Raw genomic sequence first — 23,275 nt, 5'->3', positions numbered from 1 at the left:
GGGGTGGGCGCCCTCTACGGTCGCGGCGAGGTGCTCGACGCGCTGCCGCCGTTCCTCACGGGCGGCTCGATGATCACCACCGTGACGCTCGACGAGGCGCAGTATCTGCCTCCGCCGCAGCGCTTCGAAGCCGGCACGCAGCCGGTGTCGCAGGCCATCGGCCTCGCGGCCGCAGTGCGCTACCTCGAGTCCGTCGGCATGGACACGGTGCACGCGCACGAGACCGCGCTCGGCGAGCGCATGGGCGAGGGGCTGCGGTCGATTCCGGGGATCCGGCTTCTGGGCGACCCTTCGACGGGCTCAGGGACCGGGATGGGCTCAGGGACCGGGATGGGCTCAGGGACCGGGACAGGCTCGGGGACCGGGACAGGCTCAGGGACCGCGACGGGCCCAGGGACCGAGCGCGTCGCGCTGTGGTCATTCGAGGTCGAAGGCGTGCACGCGCACGACGCGGGACAGTTCCTCGACGCACGCGGCATCGCGGTGCGCGTCGGCCACCACTGCGCCCAGCCGCTGCACCGCCGGTTCGGCGTGACGGCATCGGTGCGGGCATCCGCCGCCCTCTACAACACCCCGGACGAGGTCGATGCGTTCCTCGACGCGGTGTCGGGCATCCGCTCGTTCTTCGGAGTCGCGTGATGAGCGGTCTCGAGTCGCTGTACCAGGAGCTGATCCTCGATCACTCGAGGCGCCCGCACGGCAAGGGACTCTCCGCGGATGCCGCGGCCACCAGCCACCAGGTGAACCCGACGTGCGGCGACGAGATCACGCTCGGCGTGCGCGTCGACGGCGACCGTGTCGTCGACGTCACGTGGGACGGCGTCGGATGCTCGATCTCGCAGGCATCCGCGTCGATGCTCGCGTCGCTCGTCGAGGAGGAGGGCGGCCTCTCGCGCTCGGCTGCGAGCGCGCTCATCGACGGCTTCCGCGCGGCGTTGCGCTCGCGCGGCGAGACACCGCTCGACGAGGACACGTTCGGCGATGCGGCCGCCCTGTCGGGTGTCTCGAAGTACACCGCCCGCGTGAAGTGCGCGATGCTCGCGTGGGTCGCGTTCGAGGACGCGCTCGCGAAGGCCTGATCCAGGCGTGCTAGCGCCGCGCTCGCGCACGCCTCGTGACGAGCCCGTCGATCCAGGCCGCCGCCCATACGGCGGCGAGGCCGCCGAACACGACGATCCCCTGGATCACGAGGGCGTATCCGCCGGACGTGTAGTCTGCCTCGACGAGCAGCGGTCCGACGATGGGCGGCACGATCGCGACGACCACGACGACCCACGAGAGCGGATGCCGCCCCCGCGCGATGATCCATCCACCCACCGCGGCGAGCAGCGTGACGAACCCCTGGTCGAGCACGAACGCCCACAGCGCATCGGGTTCGTGGATGTTGCCCGCGCCCCGCTCGAGCCCGAGCGTCGCCCACAGGAACAGCGTCACGCATACGAGCGTGATCCCGCCGATACGACGCATGCCCGACGTGGGCAGCAACGCGAGCGACGCGACCATGCCCGCCACGATCAGCAGGAACTGCACGATGTTCACGAGCGGCACGTCCGTGCGGATCGTGCCGGCGTACGACTCGGACTGCACGATCGCCGAGAAGTCCGTCGCCGACGCGAGGTACGTCGTCGCCAGCATCCCGACGATGGCAGCGCCGTAGCGCGCGCCTCGGTCGAACCGGAGTCGCGGTGCCATGGCGGGAGACTAGCCCATCGTCGGGGGCCTACAATCGGGCAGGTCGAGCCTGGGGGTGCCGATGGCACGGACGACTGATGACGAACACCGCGATCACGACGACCCGACGGATGCCGCGCCCGCGGCGCCCGCCGCCGACGACGCGCCCGACCAGCCGTCGCGCCGCGAATTCTTCCGCCGTGCGGGCCTCACGGCCGCGGGACTGGCGATCGGGGCATCCGCCGGCGCCGCCGTCACCGCGGCCGCGACCGCCCATCCGCCCGAGTTCGCGCCACTCCCGCCGCGCAGGGTCCCCGGCTTCGACCACGTCGTGGTGGTGATGTTCGAGAACCGCAGCTTCGACAACATCCTCGGGCGGCTGTACTCCGCCGACGAGAAGAGCGAAGCCGAGTTCGACGGGCTGGATCAGGGCAGCTACTCGAACAAGGGACCCGACGGGAAGGACATCCCGGCGTACGTGTACGACGGGGCGACCGACTCCGTCATGCAGCAGCCCCAGCCGGACCCCGGTGAGACCTACCCGCACGTCAACACGCAGCTCTTCGACATCATCGCCCCCGCGACGAACGCCCACATCGAGCGGTACGGGCAGCGGCATCCGTACAACGCGCCCTCGCCTGGCCAACGTCCGACCAACAGCGGGTTCGTGTCGGACTACATCGTCAACTTCCGGCTCACGAAGAAGCGCGAGCCGAAGCCGGAGGAGTATCGCGTCGCAATGGGCGGATTCGCGCCCGACATGCTCCCCGTGATCTCGACGCTCGCACGCGAGTTCGCCGTCTACGACCGCTGGTTCGCCGGCGTGCCGTCGCAGACGTTCTGCAACCGGTCGTTCTTCCACGCATCGACCTCGCACGGGTACGTCGTCAACCACACGGGCGACGACTACTACAAGTGGATCGACGCCCCCGCCGCGGCGACCATCTTCAACCGCCTCGAAGACGCGGGGCTCTCGTGGCGCGTGTACTACGACGCGACGCAGCTCGTGTCGCTCACGGGCATGCTCCACGCGCCCGTGCTCGAGCGGTATTGGAAGACGAACTTCCGCGTGATGGAGCAGTTCTACAAGGACGCCGCAGACGGCAATCTCCCGGCGTACGCGTTCATCGAGCCGCGGATGGTCTACAACCACAACGACATGCACCCGCCGTGGGGCGAGGTGCGCGAGGGCGAGCTCGAGCTCGCCGACGGCACGACCATCCGCATCGCCAACAGCGCCGAGTCCGACGTACGCGCCGGCGACAAGCTCGTGCAGGACGTGTACGACGCCATCCGCACGGCGTCGTCGCCGCAGGGCTCGAACGCGATGAACACCGCGCTCGTTATCACGTTCGACGAGCACGGCGGCACGTACGATCACGTGCCGCCGCCCGACGCCGTGCCGCCCGACGACTCGGGTCCCGGCGAGATGGGCTTCGAGTTCGACCGCCTCGGCGTGCGCGTGCCGGCGATCGTGGTGAGTGCGTACACCGCGGCGGGCACCGTGATCCACGACGAGATGCACCACGGCTCGGTCATCAACACCCTGTGCCGCCTGCACGGGCTGAGCCCGCTCACAGTGCGCGACGAGACCGCGAATCCCATCTTCAACGCCGTGAACACGACGCTTCCGCGGCAGCCGTACTCGTGGCCGCAACCGCAGTCGCTCTACGCGCCGCCGAATCCCGAGAAGACCGAGGGGTCGGCGTCGAACGAGAAGCACAAGCGGCGTCCGCTCACGGCACCCGCCCGCGGACTGCTCGGCCTTCTCACGGCACGCTTCGATCCCGGGAGTCCGATCCCCACGACGTACGGCGACGCGTATGAGGCGCTCGTGGACAAGGGCCGCGGACTCTTCGGCACCTTCGACGACTGAGAACCTGTCCCGGATCAGGTCGAATTCAGCGCGTTCGTGCCGACGACCCCGCACCACGCGCCGATCGCGAGGAACACGGGCGCCCCCACGACGCCGCACCAGAAGCTGTGAGCGACATCGGATGCCGGGAGGACCGCCGCCCCGACCGCGATCAGCGTCAACAGGACCGCCGGGATGAAGAGCACCGGCTGCCCGAGCACGGGTGCGAGCGCGAAGAAGTGGACCCCCACGATCGCGAGGATCAGCGGCGCGACGAGATCGCTGAGTCCCGCGCGGATCGCGAAGAAGGCGAGCACACCCGCGAGGACGAACTCGACCCAGAAGACGACGATGTACGTGATGAAGGCCCCGGTGCCGGGTCGAAGCGCCGACGGCGAACCCCAGTTCGCGATGAGTGTCGGGATGGTGAGCGCCGCGAGCGCGACGCCCGCGAGACTCAACGCGCCGAGCAGCACGCGCCACCAGATCGACCGCGGCGGCGACTCCTGCGCCCACCCCGCCCACACGAACGCCGCGACACCGAACAGCGCCGCGGTGAAGACGAGGTCGCGCGGGAACTCGGGGTTCACGCGTCCCACGTTAGGCCCCCGCGACGCGTCGGTTGGGCCGAGGCAGGGGGTGCGTTGGGCCGGGCAGGTCCGTTCGGCGTGAATGCGTCGGGACGGATGCGGCCGAAGGGTCGAGGTGACGCCGCTCCACGCCGATTGGACCCGGCGGTTTCACCACGTCGCCCCGTGACACACGGATGCCGCGACCCACGCGGGCCGCGGCATCTGCGTGTCTCGTGCGTCAGACCGTGGCGAGCACGCCTTCGAGGCGCTGGTAGCTCGTCTCCATGCCCTCGGTCATGCCGGTCGCGAGCACCGTGTCGCGCGTCTGCGCGTCGGGGTACTCGATGAGCAGCGTTATGAGGGTGGCGCCGTCTTCCTCGTAAAGGTTCAGGTCGTTGAGCGTCGCCGGGTAGTCCGTGCCGGTCATGTGCTCGGTCGTCACGATGCGGCGCGGCTCCTCGATCAGCAGGTGCTCGCCGTCGAAGCCGAACGCCTGGCCCTGCGTGTCGCCCACGGGCTCCCATGCGTAGCGGTAACGACCGCCGACCGACAGGTCGACCTCGCATGCCGACATGCGCCAGCCGTCGGGGCCGAGCATCCACTGACGGAGGAGCTCCGGCTCGGTGTGCGCACGCCACACGAGGTCGATCGGACCCTCGATGAGCCGCGTGATGCGCACGTGCTGGTCGCTGAGGATCTCGGTCTGGACTCCCTTGCCCTGCGCGTAGGCCCGCAGCCCTTCGAGCACGCGGTCGAGCTGGTTGATCGCCATCGTGGAGCCCTCGACCGCGCCCATCGCCACGACCTGCTCGAGGGCGTCGGCCGACGTGAAGTGCGTGACGTTCGTGAGGCGCGATCCGTCGGGCGTCGCCGTGAACGAGAAGACCATGCGCGACGCGGGCATGTCCGCGATAGGGTTGCCCTGCTCGTCCGCGAACGAGTCGAGCACCTCGAAGCTGCGCGGCTCGTCGATCGAGAGGACCTCCCACATTCCGCGGGAGTGCTCTCCGCGCGGGCTCGTCATGTGGTACCTCACGATCCCGCCGGGCTGGAAGTCGAACTGCGTGAACGTGGCCGGCCATCCGGGAGGACCCCAGAAGCGCTCGAGCTGACGGGGGTCGGTGAACGCGTTCCACACCCGGTCGACGGGCGCGGCGAAGTCCGCCGTGAGCGTCATCGTGAGTGCTTCCGGATCGGTGGTGACGTCGGTGACGGGCATGTCACTCTCCTTCTTTCTGGCGAGGGTCTCTCGCGTCGTCGTGAGGGGGTTCGGTTCCGGCCTGCTCGGCGAGCAGGTCGTCGAGCCGGGCGATGCGCGACCGCCACAGCTCCTCGTAGCGCGCGAGCAGCGCGCGGGCGCGAGCGATCATCGTCGGGTCCGCCCTGACGAGACGCTCTCGCCCTTCGGCCCGCTTGATGACAAGGCCCGCGGCTTCGAGCACGGCGACGTGCTTCTGCACCGCCGCGAACGACATGTCGTATTCGCGCGCGAGCGAGGAGACCGAGAGCTCGTCCTCGATCGTGCGCCGCAGGATGTCTCGCCGCGTCGCGGTCGCGAGGGCCTGGAAGATGCGGTCGATCTCTTCATCGCTCAACTCATTACGTACAACCATTTGGTTGTACATTACGACCGGATGCGGCGGCCGTCAACCCCTTCTTCGAAGCGGTCCTCGTCGATCGGCTGCCGTGAAGTGTTCGGGGCGGGAAACCGCCCCGAACCCCTCGGCGTGGGTGCTCAGGCCCCCGCCGCGTCGAGCTCCTCGAGCTGCTCGGCCGTCAGCACGACGTCGAGTGCCTCGATGCATTCGAGGTACTGGTCGAACGTGCGTGCGCCGATGAGGGGCAGCACCCGCGGGGAGTCAGCCGCCATGAGCCACGCGAGCACGACCTGATTGCCGGTGGCACCGGATGCCGCGGCCACGCGGTCGACCGCCGCGAGACGCGCGTCGGCGTCAGGGCCTGCGTACGGGTCCATCGCCCAGTAGTCGAGCGAACGCTTCGAGCGGTCGCTGTAGAGCCCCTTGAGCACCGGCGAGTACGCCACGAGCTGCAGCCCCGGCGTCTCGCGCAGATAGTCGAGCTGCTCGGAGTCGACGATGCTCGCGTGGTCGAGCCCGGCGCGCCTGCGGAGGTAGCTGTGCTGCTGCTGCAGCGCGATCGGCTGCGGCCATCCGTTCGCTTCGGCGACCGCGGCGATCTGCGCGAGGCGCCAGGTGGTGACGTTCGACCATCCGTATGCGCCGATCCGCCCGTCGGCGACGAATCCGGCGAATGTGCCGACCGCGTCGACGAGCGGTGTCGAGCGGTCGTCGACGTGGTTGTAGTAGAGGTCGATGTGCTCCACGCCGAGGCGCTCGAGCGACGCGGCGAGCGCTTCGCGCAGCACGTCGGGGTGGGCGCCGATGTAGCGCGAGCGCGCGAGGTCCCAGTTCGGGGTGCCCTCGGCGTTCCACACGCCGTTGTAGTCGCTCAGCATGCCGGTCGCCTTCGTCGCCAGGTACACGGCGTCGCGGGCACCCGTGTCGGCGAGCCAGCGGCCGAGGACCGCCTCGCTGTGGCCGCCCGGCTCGCCGGGGGCTTCCCACCAGCAGTAGCAGTCGGCGGTGTCGACCATTCCGCGAGCGGGTGTTCCGTCCGCGGCGGTGTACCGGGGCACGACGTTCTCGACGTAGTGGTCGAGGATGCGCCGGGCCTCGGGCTCGGGGGTGCTCGTGCCCATGAGCATCGCGCCGACGGCGATCGGCACGAGGGGGGTCGCGGACGGCCCGAAGGCGAACGCGCGACGGGCCGTGAGGGTGGTGTTCTCAGTCATGCGGACGACCGTAGGAGTTAGAGCGCGCTCGAAGTCAACACCGACCACAGCGGTTGATTCCGGGCGTAGCGTGGACCCCGTGAGCGACCACACGATCGAAGAAGCCGCTGAGCTGACCGGGGTCTCGAAGCACACCCTTCGCTATTACGAGCGCGAGGGACTCCTCCCCGCGATCGCGAAGGCGCCGAGCGGGCACCGTCGCTACAGCGAGGACGACATCGGCTGGATCAAGTTCCTGCAGCTGCTGCGGGCGACGGGCATGCCCATTCGCGACATGAAGGACTTCGTCGCGCTGACGCACGCGGGCGACCACACGATCGCCCAGCGCGTCGAGGTGCTCGAACGCTGTCGCGAAGCGCTCGTGAAGCGCATGGCCGAAGACCGCGAGCACCTCGAACGGCTCAACTTCAAGATCGACTACTACACGAGCGTGCTCGACGCGCGCGACGCGACTCCGGAGCGCCTCATCGGCGAGCCCGTCGTGCGCTGACGGCGGCCCGACGGGCGTCCGCAGCGGGCGGTTCGGCACTCAGGGGCCGCGGCTAGGATGGATGCCGTCCGGCGCCCGCGATTCCTGGAGCTCAGCCGCATGACCACCCCCTCTTCGACGGCTTCGGCCGAGGCATCCGCTCGCCCTGTCGTCGACACCGTCGACAACGCCGCCGCCACCCCCGAGCGCGAGCAGCCGTACGCCGCATTGGGCCTCAAGTCCGACGAGTACGAGCGCATCCGCGAGATTCTCGGCCGCCGGCCCACCTCGGGCGAGCTGGCGATGTACTCGGTCATGTGGAGCGAGCACTGCTCCTACAAGTCGAGCAAGATCTACCTGCGCCAATTCGGGCAGAAGGTCTCCGACGAGATGAAGGAACGGCTCATGGTCGGCATGGGCCAGAACGCCGGCGTTGTCGACATCGGCGAGGGCTGGGCCGTCACCTTCAAGGTCGAGTCGCACAACCACCCGTCGTACATCGAGCCGTTCCAGGGCGCTGCGACCGGCGTCGGCGGGATCGTGCGCGACATCATCTCGATGGGCGCGCGCCCGGTCGCGGTGATGGACCAGCTGCGCTTCGGAGCGATCGACCACCCCGACACGGCGCGCGTCGTGCACGGGGTCGTCTCCGGCATCTCGTTCTACGGCAACTGCCTCGGCCTGCCGAACATCGGCGGCGAGACCGTGTTCGACGCGGTGTACCAGGGCAATCCGCTCGTGAACGCGCTCGCGGTCGGCGTGCTGCGCCACGAGGACCTCAAGCTCGCGAACGCCTCGGGTGCGGGCAACAAGGTCGTGCTGTTCGGCGCCCGCACGGGCGGCGACGGCATCGGCGGCGCGTCGATCCTGGCATCCGACACGTTCTCCGACCCTTCGACAGGCTCAGCGACCGGATCGCGAAAGCGTCCCGCCGTTCAGGTGGGCGACCCGTTCGCCGAGAAGGTGCTCATCGAGTGCTGCCTCGAGCTCTACAAGGGCGAGCTCGTCGAGGCCATCCAAGACCTGGGCGCCGCGGGAATCTCGTGCGCGACGAGCGAGCTCGCGGCGAACGGCGGCTCGGGCATGCGCGTCGACCTCGAGAAGGTGCTGCTGCGCGACCCCACGCTCACGCCCGAGGAGATCCTCATGAGCGAGAGCCAGGAGCGCATGATGGCGATCGTCGCGCCCGAGAAGCTCGACGCGTTCCTCGAGGTCACGTCGAAATGGGACGTCGAGACGAGCGTCCTCGGCGAGGTCACCGGCGACGGGCGCCTGCAGATCTTCTGGCACGGCGAGCAGATCGTCGACGTCGACCCCTCGACCGTGGCGGTGGACGGCCCCGTCTACGAGCGTCCCGTCGCCTACCCGACGTGGATCGACGCGCTGCAGGACGACTCGGCCGCGGCCCTCCCGCGCACGAACGACCCCGCCGAGCTGCGAGAGCAGTTCACGAAGCTCGTCGCGAGCCCCAACCTCGCCGACACGTCGTGGGTCACGAACCAGTACGACCGCTACGTGCTCGGCAATACGGCCCTCGCGTTCCCCGACGACGCCGGCATGATCCGCGTCGACGAGCAGTCCGGCCTCGGCTTCGCGATCTCGACCGACTGCAACGGCCGCTACTGCCAGCTCGACCCGTACGAGGGCGCCAAGCACGCGCTGGCCGAGGCATACCGCAACGTCGCCGTCACGGGCGCCGTGCCGACCGCTGTCACCGACTGCCTCAACTTCGGCAGCCCCGAGAACCCCGAGGTCATGTGGCAGTTCTCGCGCGCGGTCGAAGGTCTGAGCGACGGATGCCTCGAGCTCGGCATCCCCGTCACGGGCGGCAACGTCAGCTTCTACAACCAGACCGGTGACCAGCCGATCTTCCCGACGCCCGTCGTGGGCGTGCTCGGCATCATCGACGACGTCGCGCGCCGCGTGCCGTCGGGCTGGCAGGACCCGGGCGAGAACGTCTACCTGCTCGGCGTCACCGCGACCGAGCTCAGCGGCTCGCAGTGGGCCGGCACGATCCACGACCACCTCGGCGGCCGCCCGCCGCGCGTCGACCTCGCGCAGGAGCGCAAGCTCGCCGAGCTCCTCCACGCGGCATCGCAGCAGTCGCTCATCTCGAGCGCGCACGACCTGTCGTCGGGCGGCCTCGCCCAGGCGCTCGCCGAGGGCGTCATGCGCTTCGGCGTCGGAGCACGCGTGTGGCTCGACGAGATCATGGACCGCGACGGGGTGGATGCGGCATCCGCCCTCTTCTCGGAGTCGACCGGACGCGTCATCGTGACCGTCCCGCGCGAGGACGAGGTGAAGTTCCGCGGGCTGTGCGAAGGGCGCGGGTATCCGGTGCTGCGCATCGGCGTGACGGATGCCCCGGGCGACGGCGACGCTCCGGCGCTCGAGGTGCAGGGACTGTTCACGGTGCCGCTCACCGAGCTGCGCGACCTGTCGCGCTCGACGCTGCCGAACGCGTTCGGACCCATCATCGGCTGATCCGCCGACCCCCCGGCTGAGAGAGCGAACGGAGACTGGTGACCATGGCCGACGACGACGAGTACTCGGGTTTCGCAGACACACGCCAGCGGCGCACACGCATCGTGGCGTGGGTCGTGATCATCTCGCTGATCCTGGTGGGCGGCGGGGCGACCGTCATCTCGCTGCTGTTCGGCTGACCCCGGCTCAGGCCGGACGCCCGGGCTTAGCATGGCTGGGTGGAGCCGATCCTCCTCTTCCTCGCCGACTGGTGGTGGGCCGCTCCGACCGCGGCAGCCATCGGCGGCGCGACCTATGCCGGCATGACGACCCGCAGCCGGCGCGCTCGGCGGCTCGAGGTCGACGCCGCGCGCCACGAGGAGAAGCTGGCGTACCAGGCCCTCGTCGAGGCCAAGGCGCGCCTTCGCCACGCGCGGTCGAACGCGATCGCCGCTCGCGCCGAAGAGCCGTCGCCCCTGCTGGGCGCCGTGCTGCCGACCACGCCCGCCGCGATCGAGGCACGTCGACAGCTGAGCGAGGCCAAGCGCGCCGAGAGGGCGGCGTCGCTCGCGCTGCGCGCCACCCGCGCGCGCATCAAGGCCGCGCAGGCGCAGTACAGCGCGGCGTCGCGCGCGGACCCGCTGCCCATCGACCGGCTCGCGTCGGCGCACGACGCCATCAACGCGCGATGGATGGAGTACGAGACGGACCCCACCCTCGCGCTCGCCTTCCCGCAGATGCTGGACTCGCGGCATCCGGCGACCCTCGCGTTCTTCCGCGCGCAGCGCGAAGCAGGACGACTGCGGCCGACGCAGCGCGACCGGGTCACGCCGCAGCAGTACGTCGAGTACCGCGCGGCGGTGCACGAGCTCGCCGCGGCGCTGGAAGCCGCCGAACGGCAGGCGGGCGTCTTCGGGGCACCGCGCGCGCAGCTCCGTCGGGGGCCCGACCGCGACGCCCTCGGCAGACCTCAGTAGCATGGCGGGGTGGAGCCGTTATTCGACTTCCTCCGGCAGTACTGGTGGCTGATCTTCCCCACCATGTTCGTGCTGGGTGGAATCGGCAGCGCGTGGGAGCGCGGTGCGCGCCGCCGTCACCGGCGGCGGCTCGAGGTGCTCAAGGCCAAGGCCGAGCTGAAGGCCGCGCAGGCCGCCGCGCGAGCCGGAGCCGGCTCGGTGCCGATCCCCGCCGTCGGTGCCGCGGCGACGGCGAGCGCGCCGTCCAAGGCCTCCGCCGAGTCGATGACCGCCGAGCTCGAGCGGCTCTTCGCGGAGCACGACGCGACGACCGCACGCTGGCTCGAGTACGAGCTCGACGTCGCGAAGCTCATCGCGTTCCCCGCGATGAGCGACGGGCGCCAGCCGCTCACGGCGGCGTTCCTGCGCGCGAAGCGCGTGGCCGACGGCTTGCGGCCGGCGTCGTCGAAGGCCCGCATCACGCCGGAGCAGCTCGCCGAGTATCGCAACGCCGTGACGGACTACGAAGTCGCGTTCGACGTCGCGGAGCGCGACGCGCGCCGCCTGCGCGACTCGTCGTTCTCGGCCGATGAGCGCAAGCGCCTCGACACCGCGAAGCAGCTCCTGACGGTGGCCATCGACCAGGCGGCGACGCCGGCCGAGCGCCAGCTCGCCTACCGGCGCGTGCGCGAGGAGCTCGACGGACTCATCCTGCTGTCCGATGAGGCGATCGAGGTGCTCGAGAAGAAGGTCATGCTCGAGCTCGGACCGGGAGAGTCCGGCACGGCCGGCGCGAGGGGAGACGCATCCGCATCGTCTGCGCCGAAGACAGCGCAAGATCCGGATGCCGCGCCCCAGCCCCACCCGGTCGGCGACCCCGCGCCGTGGCCCGTGCCCTCGCGGCGCTCGTCTCCCACGCCCTCCCCGTCACCCGGTCCGTCGCCCGACCCCGGTCGCGGCGAGCGCCCTTCGTCGTCCTGAGCCCGGAGCGGTTCCCCGGCTCACCCCCTGGCCGCGTCGCGTCCTCGTGCGCGTCGATCCGGGCGTCGGTGCTCGACCGAGGCGTCGAGACCACGATCGCGTCCGAGGTTGACACACGACTGGGTTCTATGGTTACTTAGTCGAGTAATGAACCACCGAACCAGGGAGCGCGTGTGATCGAAGAGGGGCGACCGCTCTACGTGCAGATCGCGGAGAGCGTCGGAGACGCCATCGTCGACGGCAGCCTCGCCGAAGAGGCGCAGGCGCCGTCGACCAACGAGCTCGCCGCCTTCTATCGCATCAATCCCGCCACCGCAGCGAAGGGGATCGCCATGCTCGTAGACCGGGGCGTGCTCTACAAGCGCCGCGGCATCGGCATGTTCGTCGCGACCGGAGCACGCGAGATGCTGCTCGCCGAGCGACGCACCGCGTTCGCCGAGAACTTCATCGACCCGCTCATGAACGAGGCGCGCAGGCTCGGCCTCAGCGCCGACGACCTCACCCGTCTCATCCGCGAACGCGCCGCCGATTCGCCCTCGAACTCGACCCAGACCACCACCGAAGGGACACTCCGATGACCACCGTGATCGAAGTGAAGAACCTCACCAAGCGCTACCGCGACACCCTCGCGGTCGAAGACGTGAGCTTCTCGATCGAGAAGGACACCATCTACGGCCTGCTCGGGCGCAACGGCGCCGGCAAGACCACCGTGATGTCGATCCTCACGGCGCAGAACTTCGCGACGAGCGGCGAGGTGCGCGTGTTCGGCGAGGACCCGTATGAGAACGCGCGGGTGCTCAGCCGCATGTGCTTCGTGCGCGAGAGCCAGAAGTACCCCGACGACGCGACGCCGCGGCACGCGTTCGAGACGGCGCGCCTGTTCTTCCCGAACTGGGACCAGGAGTTCGCCGAGCGTCTGATCGACGACTTCCAGCTGCCCGTCAAGCGCCGCATCAAGAAGCTCTCGCGCGGACAGCTGTCGGCGGTCGGCGTCATCATCGGCCTCGCGTCACGCGCCGAGATCACGTTCTTCGACGAGCCGTACCTCGGCCTCGACGCCGTCGCGCGGCAGATCTTCTACGACCGCCTGCTCGAGGACTACGCCGAGCACCCGCGCACGGTGATCCTGTCGAGCCACCTGATCGACGAGGTCTCGAACCTCATTGAGAAGGTGCTCGTCATCGACCGCGGGCGCATCATCATGGACGAAGACACGGATGCCGTGCGCGACCGCGCCACGAACATCGTCGGCGACTCCGCCGCGGTCGACGCGTTCGTCGCCGGTCGCGAGGTGATCCACCGCGAGAGCCTCGGCCACGTCTCGAGTGCGACCGTCCTCGGCACGCTGAGCGCCGCCGAGCGCGAGAGCCTCACCGCCGCCGGCCTCGACATCGCCCCGGTGTCGCTGCAGCAGCTCATCGTGCGCCTGACGCAGCACGCCTCCGGGCCCGCGGCCGGTGGCGCCGCATCCGGATCGTCCTCATCAACCGCCGACATCGACGAAGGAGCACTGCGATGAACCGCACCGTCAACGTCGTCCGCATGCAGCTGGTCAACCGCCAGACCTACATCTGGGTGCCGCTCATGGTGCTCGGCGGTTCGCTGCTGATCACCCTCGCGGTCTACGCCCTCATCCGCAACGCCGGTGCCGACGGACCGCTCTACGGCGGTGGCGCGCAGGCGCCGCTGTGGTACTTCGCGGTCGTGGGCATCCAGTCGCTCACCCTCACCTTCCCGTTCTCGCAGGCGATGAGCGTCACGCGGCGCGAGTTCTACCTCGGCACGCTGCTCGCGGCCGCCCTGACCGGAGCGATCCTGTCGGCGGTGTTCGTGATCGGCGGCTTCATCGAGAACGCCACCGACGGCTGGGGGATGAACGGCTACTTCTTCTACCTGCCGTGGATCTGGGAGGCCGGTCCGCTCGGTGCCGCCCTGTTCTTCTTCGCCGTCACGATGCTCTTCTTCGTGGTCGGCTTCTGGGCGGCCACCATCTACAAGCGGTTCGGATCGGTCGTGCTGACGAGCATGCTCGTGGGCATCGGCGCTCTCCTCGTGCTCGCGATGTTCTTCATCGGACTGCTCGAGGCATGGGGGCAGGTGTTCAGCTGGATCGGCGCGCAGGGCGCACTCGGCCTCGGCGCGTGGGGACTGCTCTTCGGGGCGGTTCTCGCAGCGATCTCGTTCGTGACGCTGCGGCGGGCAGTGCCCTAGAGACTCCTCGGGAATCGGGCTTCGCCCGGGGAAAACGGATGCCTCGGCCCCACGCGGGCCGGGGCATCCGGCCTTTCCGCCGTCGACTCAGCGACCGTCGGCGACCGCCGTGTGGTGCCGGATGACCTCGGCCACGACGAACGTGAACCACTTCTGCGCGAACTCGGGGTCGAGGTCGGCGTCTTCGGCGAGCCGGCGGAGCCGGGCGATCTGCTGCTCCTCGCGCGCGGGGTCGGACGGCGGCAGGCCGTGCTCGGCCTTGAGCTCGCCGACCTGCTTCGTGCACCGGAAGCGCTCCGCCAGCAGGTAGATGAGGGCGGCGTCGATGTTGTCGATACTGGCCCGCAGTCGCAGCAGAGTGGCTGTCGGGTCGGCGTCGTCTGTCATGGCGTCCTCCTCGACCTCCGACGATACCGGCCGCTCGGGTTCCGGCGCCGCGACGTGGCGCGGTCCTAAAGTGTTCGCATGAGCGACGGCACGGCAAGCCCCGGTCCTGAATCCGTCGCAGCCGATCCGGCTGCCGGAACCGATGCGGCGGATGCCGCATCCGCGGTCACGGTCTTCGACACCCGACCACACCAACCCTCACCCGCCGCGCGACTCGCGCACATCAACCATCCGGTCGCCCTCGGGTTCTTCATCACACTCGGCGGGCTGTTCGCGTTCGTCCTCGGCGTCGCCGTGTCGAACCTGTCGACGATCATCATCTACATCGTCTTCGCGCTGTTCGCGGCGCTCGGCCTCGACCCGATCGTGCGCTGGTTCGAGCGCCACAATGTCAAGCGACCATGGGCGATCGTCATCGTGTATGCGGCGTTCGCCGTCGTGATGGTCGTCATCCTGTGGCTCATCGTCCCCGCGGTCGTCACGCAGATCGCGCAGTTCATCGGCTCGATCCCCGACATGGTCGACGACTTCGAGTCGTCGGACATGTACGCGTGGCTGCAGGCGAACGTCGGCGATCAGATCGGCACGATCCTCACCGAGGTCGAGGGCTTCCTCACGAATCCCGCCAACATCGCGGCGATCGGCGGAGGCATCCTGCGGCTCGGAGTGGGCGTCGCCACCACGATCTCGGGCCTCATCATCGTGCTCGTGCTGAGCCTGTACTTCCTCGCGTCGCTGCCGGTCATGAAGGAGTCGTTCAACCGCTTCGCGCCGGCCCGCAACCGCGCGAAGGTCGCGAGCATGACCGAGCAGATCACCGATTCCATCGGCGGATACCTGATGGGGATGGTGATCCTCGCCTTCTGCAACTCGGTCGTCGCGTTCATCCTGCACCTCGTGCTCGGGCTGCCGTTCCCGGCACTCATGGCGGTGCTCGCCTTCGCGATCACGCTGATCCCGCTCATCGGCTCGGTGCTCTACTGGGTCATCGCGACGACGATCGCGTTGTTCACGGGGTGGGTGCCGGCGCTCATCTTCGCCGCGATCTATCTCGTCTATATGCAGATCGAGGCATACCTGCTCACGCCGCGCGTCATGAACAAGACGATCTCGGTGCCGGGTGCCCTCGTGGTGATCGGCGCCCTGGTCGGCGGCACGCTGCTCGGCCTGCTCGGCGCGCTCGTCGCGATCCCCGTGACGGCGTCGATCCTGCTCATCATCAAGCAGGTGATCATCCCGCGGCAGGACGCGAAGGAGTAGCCGCGCGGGTCACGGGCGGCGCGCAGCGGTGGTCAGCGTGGCGGTGGTCAGCGCAGCGGCGGTCAGCGCGCCGGCAGGATGCACGAGGGCGATGGCGCCTCCGCACGGTGGCGCACGCGTCCCGGAACGCCGGTGCGCTCGTCGAGCGTGAGCGACACGACCTCGTTCGAGCGCTGCCCGGCGACGAGCAGCGTGTCTCGCACCACCAGGTGATGACGCGGCCAGTCGACACCCGACTCGACCAGCGCGACGGGCTCGACCGTCTCGCCCGCACCGCGCACCCGCAGCGTCGCGATGGTGTTCGACCCCCGCAGCCCGGCGCAGAGGAACTGGCCGTCGCGCGACATCGCCAGCTCGGCACCCGTGTCGCCCGGACTCGACGCGGGCGAGGCAGCGGCGCCGGCGACGACCCTCCACCTGCCCTCGCGATCGCGCGCGAGCGTGAAGACCTCGGCCGAGAACTCCGTCACGACGTGCAGGTGTCCGCTCGGGTGCACGACCATATGCCGCGGACCGCATCCCTTCGGCAACACGACCTCGTGTTCGAGGCGGAGTCCCGACGGAGTGTCGCGCCAGATGCGCACGAGGTCGAACCCGAGGTCGGTCGTCGCGATGCGGCCGTCCGGGAGGAACGCCGCCGCGTGTGCACGCGACGTGCGTTCGGGCTCGGGCTCGGGCTCCGCGGTTCGGGGCGTGGTTCCGTCCTTGGGGCGCATCTCCTCTGCCCCGGAGTCGGAATCGTGCGCCAAGCCCCCTCCGGCGGCCGACGAGACGTCGGGCACGAGGTGCGCGTACTCCTCGCCGGCCGCCTCGCGCAGGGCGCGGGTTGCGGCGGCCAGGTCGATCGCGCCGGCTGCGGCGAACGGCTCACCCACGCCGCCCGCAGCCGACTCGTTGCCGTAGGGGTCGGATGCCGCATCCGCCGCCACCGGCCGACCCGGCCGACCCGCGGCGTCGAGCGGCACCCGCACGACCGAGCCGTCACCCCACGCGCACGCGACGAGCGACGACGCGTCCGGGGCGACGGCGACATGGCACACGGTGTCGCCGACGGACACCGGCCCGCCGAGGTACTCGAGCTCGGCGTCGCCCGCGCGGCGGAACGCGGCGACCTGAGCCGAGCCCTCGAGCGCCGCATACACGACGTCCAGACGCGGATGCGCGGCGAGCCACGACGGCGAGCCGGATGCCGCGGGGTCGAGTGCCGCCGCGGCATCCGTGTTCTCGTCCTCGCGTCGCGGCCGTACGACGCCGCCTGTGTACGCGAGCGGGCCGCCCGCGAGGTGGTCGTCCGGGGCGCCGGCGAGCAGGCCGCCGATGCCCGGCGCGGAGCCCTCCATCTCGGGCGTGTACCCGCCGAGCCAGAACCTCATGCCGCCACCCCCCTCGCCGAGATCAGGACATCTGGCGCGGACAGGACTCTTCCGGCCAGAACCTCCTGCGTGCGCCAGATGTCCTGATCCGGGCGAATGTCTCCGCGCGACTGCGGCACGATCAGTCGATGAGGTCGTGCCGCACGACGACCGCGTCGCGCGCCGCGCCGACGCCGATGACAGAGATGCGGGTTCCGCTCATCTCCTCGAGCGCGAGCACGTAGTCCTGCGCGGCCTTCGGCAGGTCCTCGAAGGAGCGCGCCGTGCTGATGTCTTCGGTCCAGCCCGGGAAGTACTCGTAGATCGGCTTCGCATGGTGGAAGTCGGACTGGCTCACCGGGATGTCGTCGAACCGCTCGCCCTCGACGTCGTACGCGACGCACACCGGGATCTGCTCGAGCCCCGTGAGGATGTCGAGCTTCGTGAGCACGAGGTCGGTGATGCCGTTGATGCGCGTCGCGTAGCGCGTGACCGGGGCGTCGTACCAGCCGACCCGACGCGGGCGGCCCGTCGTCGTGCCGAACTCGAAGCCGCGCGAGCGCAGCCAATCGCCCTGCTCGTCGTGCAGCTCGGTGGGGAACGGGCCCGATCCGACGCGCGTCGTGTAGGCCTTGACGATCCCGACGATGCGGTCGAGGCGGTTGGGGCCGACGCCCGAGCCGGTCGCGGCGCCGCCCGCGGTCGCCGACGACGACGTCACGAACGGGTACGTGCCGTGGTCGACGTCGAGCATCGTGGCCTGGCCGCCCTCGAACACGACGACGTCGCCGTTGTCGAGTGCGTCGTTGAGCAGCAGCGATGTGTCGGCGACGAGCGGACGCAGGCGCTCGACGTACGACAGCAGGTCGTCGACGACCTCGTCGACCGTGATCGCGCGGCGGTTGTAGACCTTCAGCAGCAGGTGATTCTTCTGGTCGAGGGCGCCCTCGACCTTCTGGCGCAGGATGTTCTCGTCGAAGAGGTCCTGCACGCGGATGCCGACGCGGTTGATCTTGTCGGCGTACGCCGGTCCGATCCCGCGACCGGTCGTGCCGATCTGGCGCTTGCCGAGGAAGCGCTCGGTCACCTTGTCCAGCGTGCGGTGATACTGCGTGATGATGTGCGCGTTCGCGCTCACGCGCAGGCGCGACGTGTCGACGCCGCGTGCGTGCAGCGCCTCGAGCTCGGCGAACAGCACCTCGAGGTCGACGACGACGCCGTTCCCGATGACGGCGTTCACGCCGGGAGACAGGATGCCCGAAGGGAGCAGGTGCAGCGCGTACTTCTCGTCGCCGATCACGACGGTGTGGCCGGCGTTGTTGCCGCCGTTGAACTTGACGACCCAGTCGGTGCGATCGCCGAGCAGGTCAGTGGCTTTGCCCTTGCCCTCGTCTCCCCACTGCACTCCGACGATCACGATGCCTGGCATGGGCTCTCCCCCGTTTGCGGACGGTTACACCCCATCCTATCGACGCCCCCCGGCCGCCCCGCCTATCGTGTCCGCATGAGGCGCCGTCCTCGTCCGGGGATCGCCCGTCCGGCGCTGAACCTCTCCGTGTCGGCGGTGGCGGTCGTCGCGCTCGCGGCATGCGCTCCCGCGGCGGATCCCCCCACGCCGACGCCGTCGCCGACGGTCGAGGCCCGCGCCGACATCGAGGGCCTCGTCGACATCGGCGGCGATCGCGAGCTGTTCGCGACGTGCCGCGGCGAGGGCTCTCCCTCGGTCGTGCTCGTCTCCGGAACCGGCGGCGCCGCCGACGAGTGGATGGTGACGCTGTCGCCCGATGACCCCTCTGCTCCGCCCGCCGTGAGCGCGGCATCCGTCTTCGACCAGCTCTCGCAGGTCACGCGCGTGTGCGCGTACGACCGGCCGGGAACGACGGATGCCGCCGGCGCGGTGTCGCCGTCGACCCTGGTGCCTCAGCCGACGTCCGCGTTCGACGGGGTTGCCGATCTCGAGGCCCTCCTCGACGCGATGGGTGAGACCGGACCCTACGTCGTGGTGGGCGCCTCGTGGGGAGGGCTCATCGCGCAGCTGTTCGCGCGCACCCACACCGACGAGGTCAGCGGCGTGGTGCTCGTCGACTCCGCGTCGATGTTCCTGCACGAGTACTTCACCCCCGAGCAGTGGGCATCGTGGATGGCGGTCATCGCCGCGGCCGAGACCGGCCACGGTGCCGAGCGTCCCGACTACGAGGCCGCCCGCGAGCGGTGGCCCACCGAGCCCCCGCCGCTGGTCCCGACCGTCGTTTTGTCGTCGGATCGGGAGTGGGACCTCTCCGTCACGCCGGGGGTCAGCACCTGGCCTGCGTGGCTCGAAGCGCAGGCAGCCCTGGCCGCCTCCCTCGGCGCGCATCACATCGGCGACACGGGCAGCGGACACGGCATCCACGTGGAGCAGCCCCAGCTCGTCGTGGACGCGATCGAGTCGGTCGTCGACGAAGTGCGAGCGCGGCAGAGAGCGGCCCCGACCGGCTGAACGACGGCGCGGCATCCGTGAAACCCCCGATCAGCGCCCAATGCGCCGCTAAGGTGAGCGCATGCGAAGCACCACGATGGCGTCGGTCTGGTCAGCCGCGCGCGCCGTGATGGCCCTTGCGATCGTCTCGGCGGTCGTCGCCCAGCTCGTGAAGGCGGTCGGCACGGCCGCCGGGCTGGGGCGCGACGTCGGGGTGACGATCGTGAACTTCTTCAGCTTCTTCACGATCCTCTCCAACACCGCCGCGGCGGTCGTGCTGCTGTGGGCCGCGATCTGGTACTGGAGACGAGGACGGAAGGCGGATGCCGAGCCGGCGGCCCTCGCGGTCGCGCTCACGTGCGTGAGCACGTACATGGTCGTGACGGGGGTCGTCTACAACTCGCTGCTTCGCCACATCGAACTGCCGCAGGGGAGCGAGCCGATCCCGTGGTCGAACGAGGTCCTGCACCTGGTCGGGCCGCTGTTCCTGCTCGTCGACGTCTTCGTCGGACCGCTGCGACGACGCCTGCCGTGGTCGGCGGTCTGGGTCGTCGCCGGGTTCCCGATCCTGTGGGCGATCTACACGATGGCCCGCGGCCCGCTCACGGTGAACCCCGCGAGCGGCGCCCCGTACTGGTACCCGTACCCGTTCCTCGACCCGAACAACGCGGCCCTCCAGCCCCTCTCGGGATACGCCGGCGTCGCGCTCTACATCGTCGCGATCGCGGCGGTCATCCTCGGCGTCGGTGCGCTCGTCGTGTGGTGGCGCCGCCGGACCGGCGTGGGCGAGTCGGACGCCGCATCCGCCCCTGAACAGGAGCCGGCAGTCGCTCCGTGAGCGGCGGCTCCGGAAGCCTCAGGCGCGCCCGCTGCAGTCAGGCGCGCCTGAGGGTTTCCCAGAAATGGAAGGCCTTGGCCCCAGCCCTTGTACCCCCCAGCGGTCACGTCATCGGCCCCCAGTGCCGGCGTGACGATGTCACAGTAACTTGTCCCCCAAATAGGGGACATACGCACGCGCTAGTCTCTCAGCAAACTTTCAGCTTCCGTCGCGATCAGGCGCTCGGTGCGTCCATGACCTGAACCGTCATGCATCACTCTGGCCGAGCGAGGGCGTGGGCGCGGACGGCGGCGCAACTAGACTGGAATCCATGTCCAAAGTGCTCCAGTCCCTGCCCATCGGCGAGCGCGTCGGCATCGCCTTCTCGGGAGGACTGGACACTTCCGTGGCGGTGGCGTGGATGCGCGACAAGGGCGCCATCCCGTGCACGTACACGGGTGACCTCGGCCAGCCCGACGAAGACGACATCGAGTCGATCCCCGAGCGCGCCCTCACGTACGGGGCCGAGGTGTCGCGGCTCATCGACTGCAAGCCGGCGCTCGTCGAAGAAGGATTCGGCGCGCTCGCGTGCGGCGCGTTCCACATCCGCTCCGCCGGTCGCACGTACTTCAACACGACGCCGATCGGCCGCGCCGTCACCGGCACGCTGCTCGTGCGTGCGATGAAGGAGGACGGCGTCGACATCTGGGGCGACGGCTCGACCTACAAGGGCAACGACATCGAGCGGTTCTACCGCTACGGCTTGCTCGCCAACCCCGCGCTGCGCATCTACAAGCCGTGGCTCGACGCCGACTTCGTGCGGGAGCTCGGTGGCCGCAAAGAGATGAGCGAATGGCTCGTCGCGCACGGATTCCCGTACCGCGATTCGGCCGAGAAGGCGTACTCGACGGATGCCAACATCTGGGGTGCCACGCACGAGGCGAAGACGCTCGAGCACCTCGACGTGTCGCTCGAGACGGTCGAGCCCATCATGGGCGTGCGGTTCTGGGACCCCGAGGTCGAGATCGAGACCGAAGACGTCACGGTGACCTTCGAGGCCGGCCGCCCGGTCGCGCTCAACGGGGTGGAGTACTCCGACGGCGTCGCGCTCGTGCTCGAGGCCAACCGCATCGGCGGACGCCACGGCCTGGGCATGAGCGACCAGATCGAGAACCGCATCATCGAGGCGAAGTCGCGCGGCATCTACGAGGCGCCCGGCATGGCGCTGCTGTTCATCGCGTACGAGCGCCTCGTCAACGGCATCCTCAACGAGGACACGCTCGCGACCTACCACGAGCAAGGCCGCCGCCTCGGTCGCCTCATGTACGAAGGACGCTGGCTCGAGCCTCAGTCGCTCATGCTGCGTGAGTCGATCCAGAAGTGGGTGGGCTCGACCATCACGGGCACCGTCACCCTGCGCCTGCGCCGCGGCGAGGACTACACGATCCTCGACACCACCGGTCCAGGACTCTCGTACCACCCCGAGAAGCTCTCGATGGAGCGCGTCGGCGACGCCGCGTTCGGTCCCACCGACCGCATCGGCCAGCTCACGATGCGCAACCTCGACATCGCCGACTCGCGCTCGCGTCTGGAGTACTACGCCTCCGCAGGCATCATCGGCGGGGCGACCGGCGAGCTCGTCGGTCACCTGCAGCCGGGCGAGGCCGGCGAGATCACCGAGCACGCCGAGGCCTACACGGCCGAGCGCGAAGAGCTCGCAGAGGCGACGGATGCCGCATCCGAGGCCGCCGCGTTCGATCTCGGCACCGACTGAGCCCTCGGGCCCGCACCGGCCGCCCAGCCGCGCAACGGTGTGAGCAGACCCTCTCTTCACGGCCCGTTCAACGGACTTTGTTCTGCACCGCCGGGCTGGGCGGGTTAGGATTCCCCGACGGTGCGTGTGACCCGAACGCACGACACCGGGGTTCGCGATGCACGACACCGCGTTCCGTTCCTCGCCAACCCGCGAAAGAACTTCGATGCTGAAGACACAGACCGATTCCGACACGGACCATCCGGCGTTCATCGAACCCGCCGCACAGCCGCAGCCCCGCAAGTCGTCCGTCGGCCGCAAGATCGGCATCACGCTCTACAGCATCGTCGCGGGCATCGTCGTGATCGCCCTCATCGCCGTCGGCGCGATCGTGTGGACGATCCAGCGCTCGTTCCCGCAGCTCGACGGCGAGCTCGTCCTGTCGGGCCTCAACGGCGAGGTGACCGTGCAGCGCGATGAGCTCGGCATCCCGGTGATCACCGCGACCGACACCCACGACCTCTTCTTCGCGCAGGGCTTCGTCCACGCGCAGGACCGCTTCTGGGAGATGGACTTCCGCCGCCACGTCACGAGCGGCCGCCTGTCGGAGCTGTTCGGAGAGTCGCAGCTCGGCACCGACATGTTCCTGCGCACGCTCGGGTGGCGCCAGATCGCCGAGCAGGAGGTCGAGCTGCTCGACGAGACCACGCGCGCGTATTACGAGGCGTACGCCGACGGGGTGAACGCCTACCTCGCGGGCCACAAGGGTCCGGATGCATCGTTCGAGTACGCGGTGCTCGGCCTGCAGAACTCCGACTACAAGATCGAGCCGTGGACGGCGGCGGACTCCGTCGCGTGGCTCAAGGCGATGGCCTGGGACCTCCGGTCGAACATCGAGGAGGAGACCGAGCGCGCGATCGTCGCGAGCGAGTTCACCGAGGCGCAGATGGCGACGCTCTACCCGTCGTATCCGTTCGACCGCAATCCGGTCATCGTTTCCGAGATCTCCGAGAACGCTCCCGCGCCGTCCGAGACCGTCTCGCCGATCAACCCCGAGGCGGCGGATGCCGACGCGGAGGCGGAGGGTGAGGGCGGCGACGCCACGGGAGCGGTCGCAGCCGACGTGACGGCGTCGGCTGCGGCATCCGTCTCGTCCGAGGTCTCCGCGGCGAGCGCCGCCATCGACTGGCGCTCCGTCTCGGAGGTGATCGAGTCGGTGAGCGACCTCGTCGGCCCCGTCGGCGAGGGGATCGGCTCG

24 protein-coding genes are annotated in these 23,275 nt (G+C 69.7%); 16 read left to right on the top strand and 8 right to left on the bottom strand.

The genetic code is table 11. The features are described from left to right. Both VFF97_RS12195 and sufU read left to right on the top strand, forming a co-directional pair. On the top strand, positions 1-639 hold a 639-nt coding region (locus VFF97_RS12195), incomplete at its 5' end, for an aminotransferase class V-fold PLP-dependent enzyme (protein WP_325033765.1). Continuing rightward, the gene (gene sufU, locus VFF97_RS12190; protein WP_325033764.1) at positions 639-1,079 is read left to right on the top strand and encodes a Fe-S cluster assembly sulfur transfer protein SufU; all 441 of its coding nucleotides are present in this window, start codon (positions 639-641) and stop codon (positions 1,077-1,079) included. The genes VFF97_RS12195 and sufU, both read left to right, overlap by 1 nt. 10 nt (positions 1,080-1,089) lie before the next feature. Here sufU and VFF97_RS12185 read toward each other — a convergent pair whose 3' ends face one another. Then, the gene (locus VFF97_RS12185; protein ID WP_325033763.1) at positions 1,090-1,692 is read right to left on the bottom strand and encodes a hypothetical protein; all 603 of its coding nucleotides are present in this window, start codon (positions 1,690-1,692) and stop codon (positions 1,090-1,092) included. Between the two features lie 61 nt (positions 1,693-1,753). Here VFF97_RS12185 and VFF97_RS12180 point away from each other — a divergent pair, with 61 nt between their 5' ends. Continuing rightward, positions 1,754-3,547: an alkaline phosphatase family protein gene (locus VFF97_RS12180; RefSeq protein WP_325033762.1), complete on the top strand. Its 1,794-nt coding sequence runs from the start codon at positions 1,754-1,756 to the stop codon at positions 3,545-3,547. A gap of 14 nt (positions 3,548-3,561) precedes the next feature. On the opposite strand, the gene VFF97_RS12175 is transcribed toward VFF97_RS12180, so the two are convergent. The 4 genes from VFF97_RS12175 to VFF97_RS12160 form a co-directional block, all read right to left on the bottom strand. Further along, positions 3,562-4,116: a hypothetical protein gene (locus tag VFF97_RS12175; protein WP_325033761.1), complete on the bottom strand. Its 555-nt coding sequence runs from the start codon at positions 4,114-4,116 to the stop codon at positions 3,562-3,564. A gap of 220 nt (positions 4,117-4,336) precedes the next feature. Next, positions 4,337-5,317 carry an SRPBCC family protein gene (locus tag VFF97_RS12170; protein ID WP_325033760.1) on the bottom strand — a complete coding sequence of 327 codons (981 nt, stop codon included), beginning with the start codon at positions 5,315-5,317 and terminating at the stop codon, positions 4,337-4,339. Position 5,318: 1 nt separating this feature from the next. Next, entirely contained in the window at positions 5,319-5,711 is a 393-nt protein-coding gene (locus VFF97_RS12165; protein ID WP_325033759.1) for a metalloregulator ArsR/SmtB family transcription factor, read from the bottom strand. Positions 5,712-5,833: 122 nt separating this feature from the next. Further along, positions 5,834-6,910 (bottom strand): aldo/keto reductase, encoded by a 1,077-nt coding sequence (locus tag VFF97_RS12160; RefSeq protein WP_325033758.1) that lies wholly within the window; start codon positions 6,908-6,910, stop codon positions 5,834-5,836. Positions 6,911-6,989: 79 nt separating this feature from the next. Here VFF97_RS12160 and VFF97_RS12155 point away from each other — a divergent pair, with 79 nt between their 5' ends. From VFF97_RS12155 to VFF97_RS12120, 8 genes are all read left to right on the top strand, one after another. Then, positions 6,990-7,400, top strand: coding sequence for a MerR family transcriptional regulator (locus tag VFF97_RS12155; RefSeq protein WP_325033757.1), 411 nt, complete (start codon positions 6,990-6,992; stop codon positions 7,398-7,400). 99 nt (positions 7,401-7,499) lie between these two features. After that, a complete protein-coding gene (gene purL / locus VFF97_RS12150) occupies positions 7,500-9,863 on the top strand; it encodes a phosphoribosylformylglycinamidine synthase subunit PurL (RefSeq protein WP_325033756.1) in 2,364 nt (787 codons plus the stop codon). 44 nt (positions 9,864-9,907) lie between these two features. Further along, the gene (locus tag VFF97_RS12145; protein ID WP_325033755.1) at positions 9,908-10,042 is read left to right on the top strand and encodes a hypothetical protein; all 135 of its coding nucleotides are present in this window, start codon (positions 9,908-9,910) and stop codon (positions 10,040-10,042) included. Between the two features lie 39 nt (positions 10,043-10,081). Beyond that, the gene (locus VFF97_RS12140) at positions 10,082-10,819 is read left to right on the top strand and encodes a hypothetical protein (protein ID WP_325033754.1); all 738 of its coding nucleotides are present in this window, start codon (positions 10,082-10,084) and stop codon (positions 10,817-10,819) included. Between the two features lie 9 nt (positions 10,820-10,828). Next, positions 10,829-11,779, top strand: a complete 951-nt coding sequence (locus VFF97_RS12135) for a hypothetical protein (protein ID WP_325033753.1) — start codon at positions 10,829-10,831, stop codon at positions 11,777-11,779. A 173-nt stretch (positions 11,780-11,952) separates the two neighbouring features. Then, a complete protein-coding gene (locus VFF97_RS12130; protein ID WP_325033752.1) occupies positions 11,953-12,357 on the top strand; it encodes a GntR family transcriptional regulator in 405 nt (134 codons plus the stop codon). Further along, complete coding sequence (locus tag VFF97_RS12125; RefSeq protein WP_325033751.1) at positions 12,354-13,298, top strand: ABC transporter ATP-binding protein; 945 nt, start codon at positions 12,354-12,356, stop codon at positions 13,296-13,298. The genes VFF97_RS12130 and VFF97_RS12125 overlap by 4 nt, the downstream gene beginning before the upstream one ends. Then, entirely contained in the window at positions 13,295-13,990 is a 696-nt protein-coding gene (locus tag VFF97_RS12120; protein WP_325033750.1) for a hypothetical protein, read from the top strand. The genes VFF97_RS12125 and VFF97_RS12120 overlap by 4 nt, the downstream gene beginning before the upstream one ends. A gap of 87 nt (positions 13,991-14,077) precedes the next feature. On the opposite strand, the gene VFF97_RS12115 is transcribed toward VFF97_RS12120, so the two are convergent. Then, entirely contained in the window at positions 14,078-14,377 is a 300-nt protein-coding gene (locus VFF97_RS12115) for a chorismate mutase (RefSeq protein ID WP_325033749.1), read from the bottom strand. A 78-nt stretch (positions 14,378-14,455) separates the two neighbouring features. Between VFF97_RS12115 and VFF97_RS12110 the strand changes: the two genes are divergently transcribed. Beyond that, positions 14,456-15,637: an AI-2E family transporter gene (locus VFF97_RS12110; RefSeq protein WP_325033748.1), complete on the top strand. Its 1,182-nt coding sequence runs from the start codon at positions 14,456-14,458 to the stop codon at positions 15,635-15,637. A gap of 62 nt (positions 15,638-15,699) precedes the next feature. Here the strand turns inward: VFF97_RS12110 and VFF97_RS12105 are convergent, their stop codons facing one another. Further along, positions 15,700-17,010 carry a lactonase family protein gene (locus VFF97_RS12105; protein WP_325033747.1) on the bottom strand — a complete coding sequence of 437 codons (1,311 nt, stop codon included), beginning with the start codon at positions 17,008-17,010 and terminating at the stop codon, positions 15,700-15,702. Positions 17,011-17,131: 121 nt separating this feature from the next. Next, positions 17,132-18,418 carry an adenylosuccinate synthase gene (locus VFF97_RS12100; RefSeq protein WP_325033746.1) on the bottom strand — a complete coding sequence of 429 codons (1,287 nt, stop codon included), beginning with the start codon at positions 18,416-18,418 and terminating at the stop codon, positions 17,132-17,134. A 75-nt stretch (positions 18,419-18,493) separates the two neighbouring features. On the opposite strand from VFF97_RS12100, the gene VFF97_RS12095 reads away from it, so the two are divergent. The 4 genes from VFF97_RS12095 to VFF97_RS12080 all read left to right on the top strand — a co-directional run. Continuing rightward, on the top strand, positions 18,494-19,468 hold the full coding sequence (locus VFF97_RS12095) for an alpha/beta hydrolase (protein ID WP_325033745.1): 975 nt from the start codon (positions 18,494-18,496) through the stop codon (positions 19,466-19,468). Between the two features lie 61 nt (positions 19,469-19,529). Beyond that, positions 19,530-20,285, top strand: coding sequence for a Pr6Pr family membrane protein (locus VFF97_RS12090; RefSeq protein WP_325033744.1), 756 nt, complete (start codon positions 19,530-19,532; stop codon positions 20,283-20,285). 310 nt (positions 20,286-20,595) lie between these two features. Next, complete coding sequence (gene argG, locus VFF97_RS12085; protein ID WP_325033743.1) at positions 20,596-22,038, top strand: argininosuccinate synthase; 1,443 nt, start codon at positions 20,596-20,598, stop codon at positions 22,036-22,038. A 205-nt stretch (positions 22,039-22,243) separates the two neighbouring features. Continuing rightward, on the top strand, positions 22,244-23,275 hold a 1,032-nt coding region (locus VFF97_RS12080), incomplete at its 3' end, for a penicillin acylase family protein (protein ID WP_325033742.1).

The organism is Microbacterium sp. (assembly GCF_035687345.1).
In the GTDB taxonomy this organism is placed as follows: domain Bacteria; phylum Actinomycetota; class Actinomycetes; order Actinomycetales; family Microbacteriaceae; genus Microbacterium.
The sequence above is the reverse complement of the archived record's forward strand: the minus strand, read 5'-3'. Positions and strand labels throughout refer to the sequence as shown.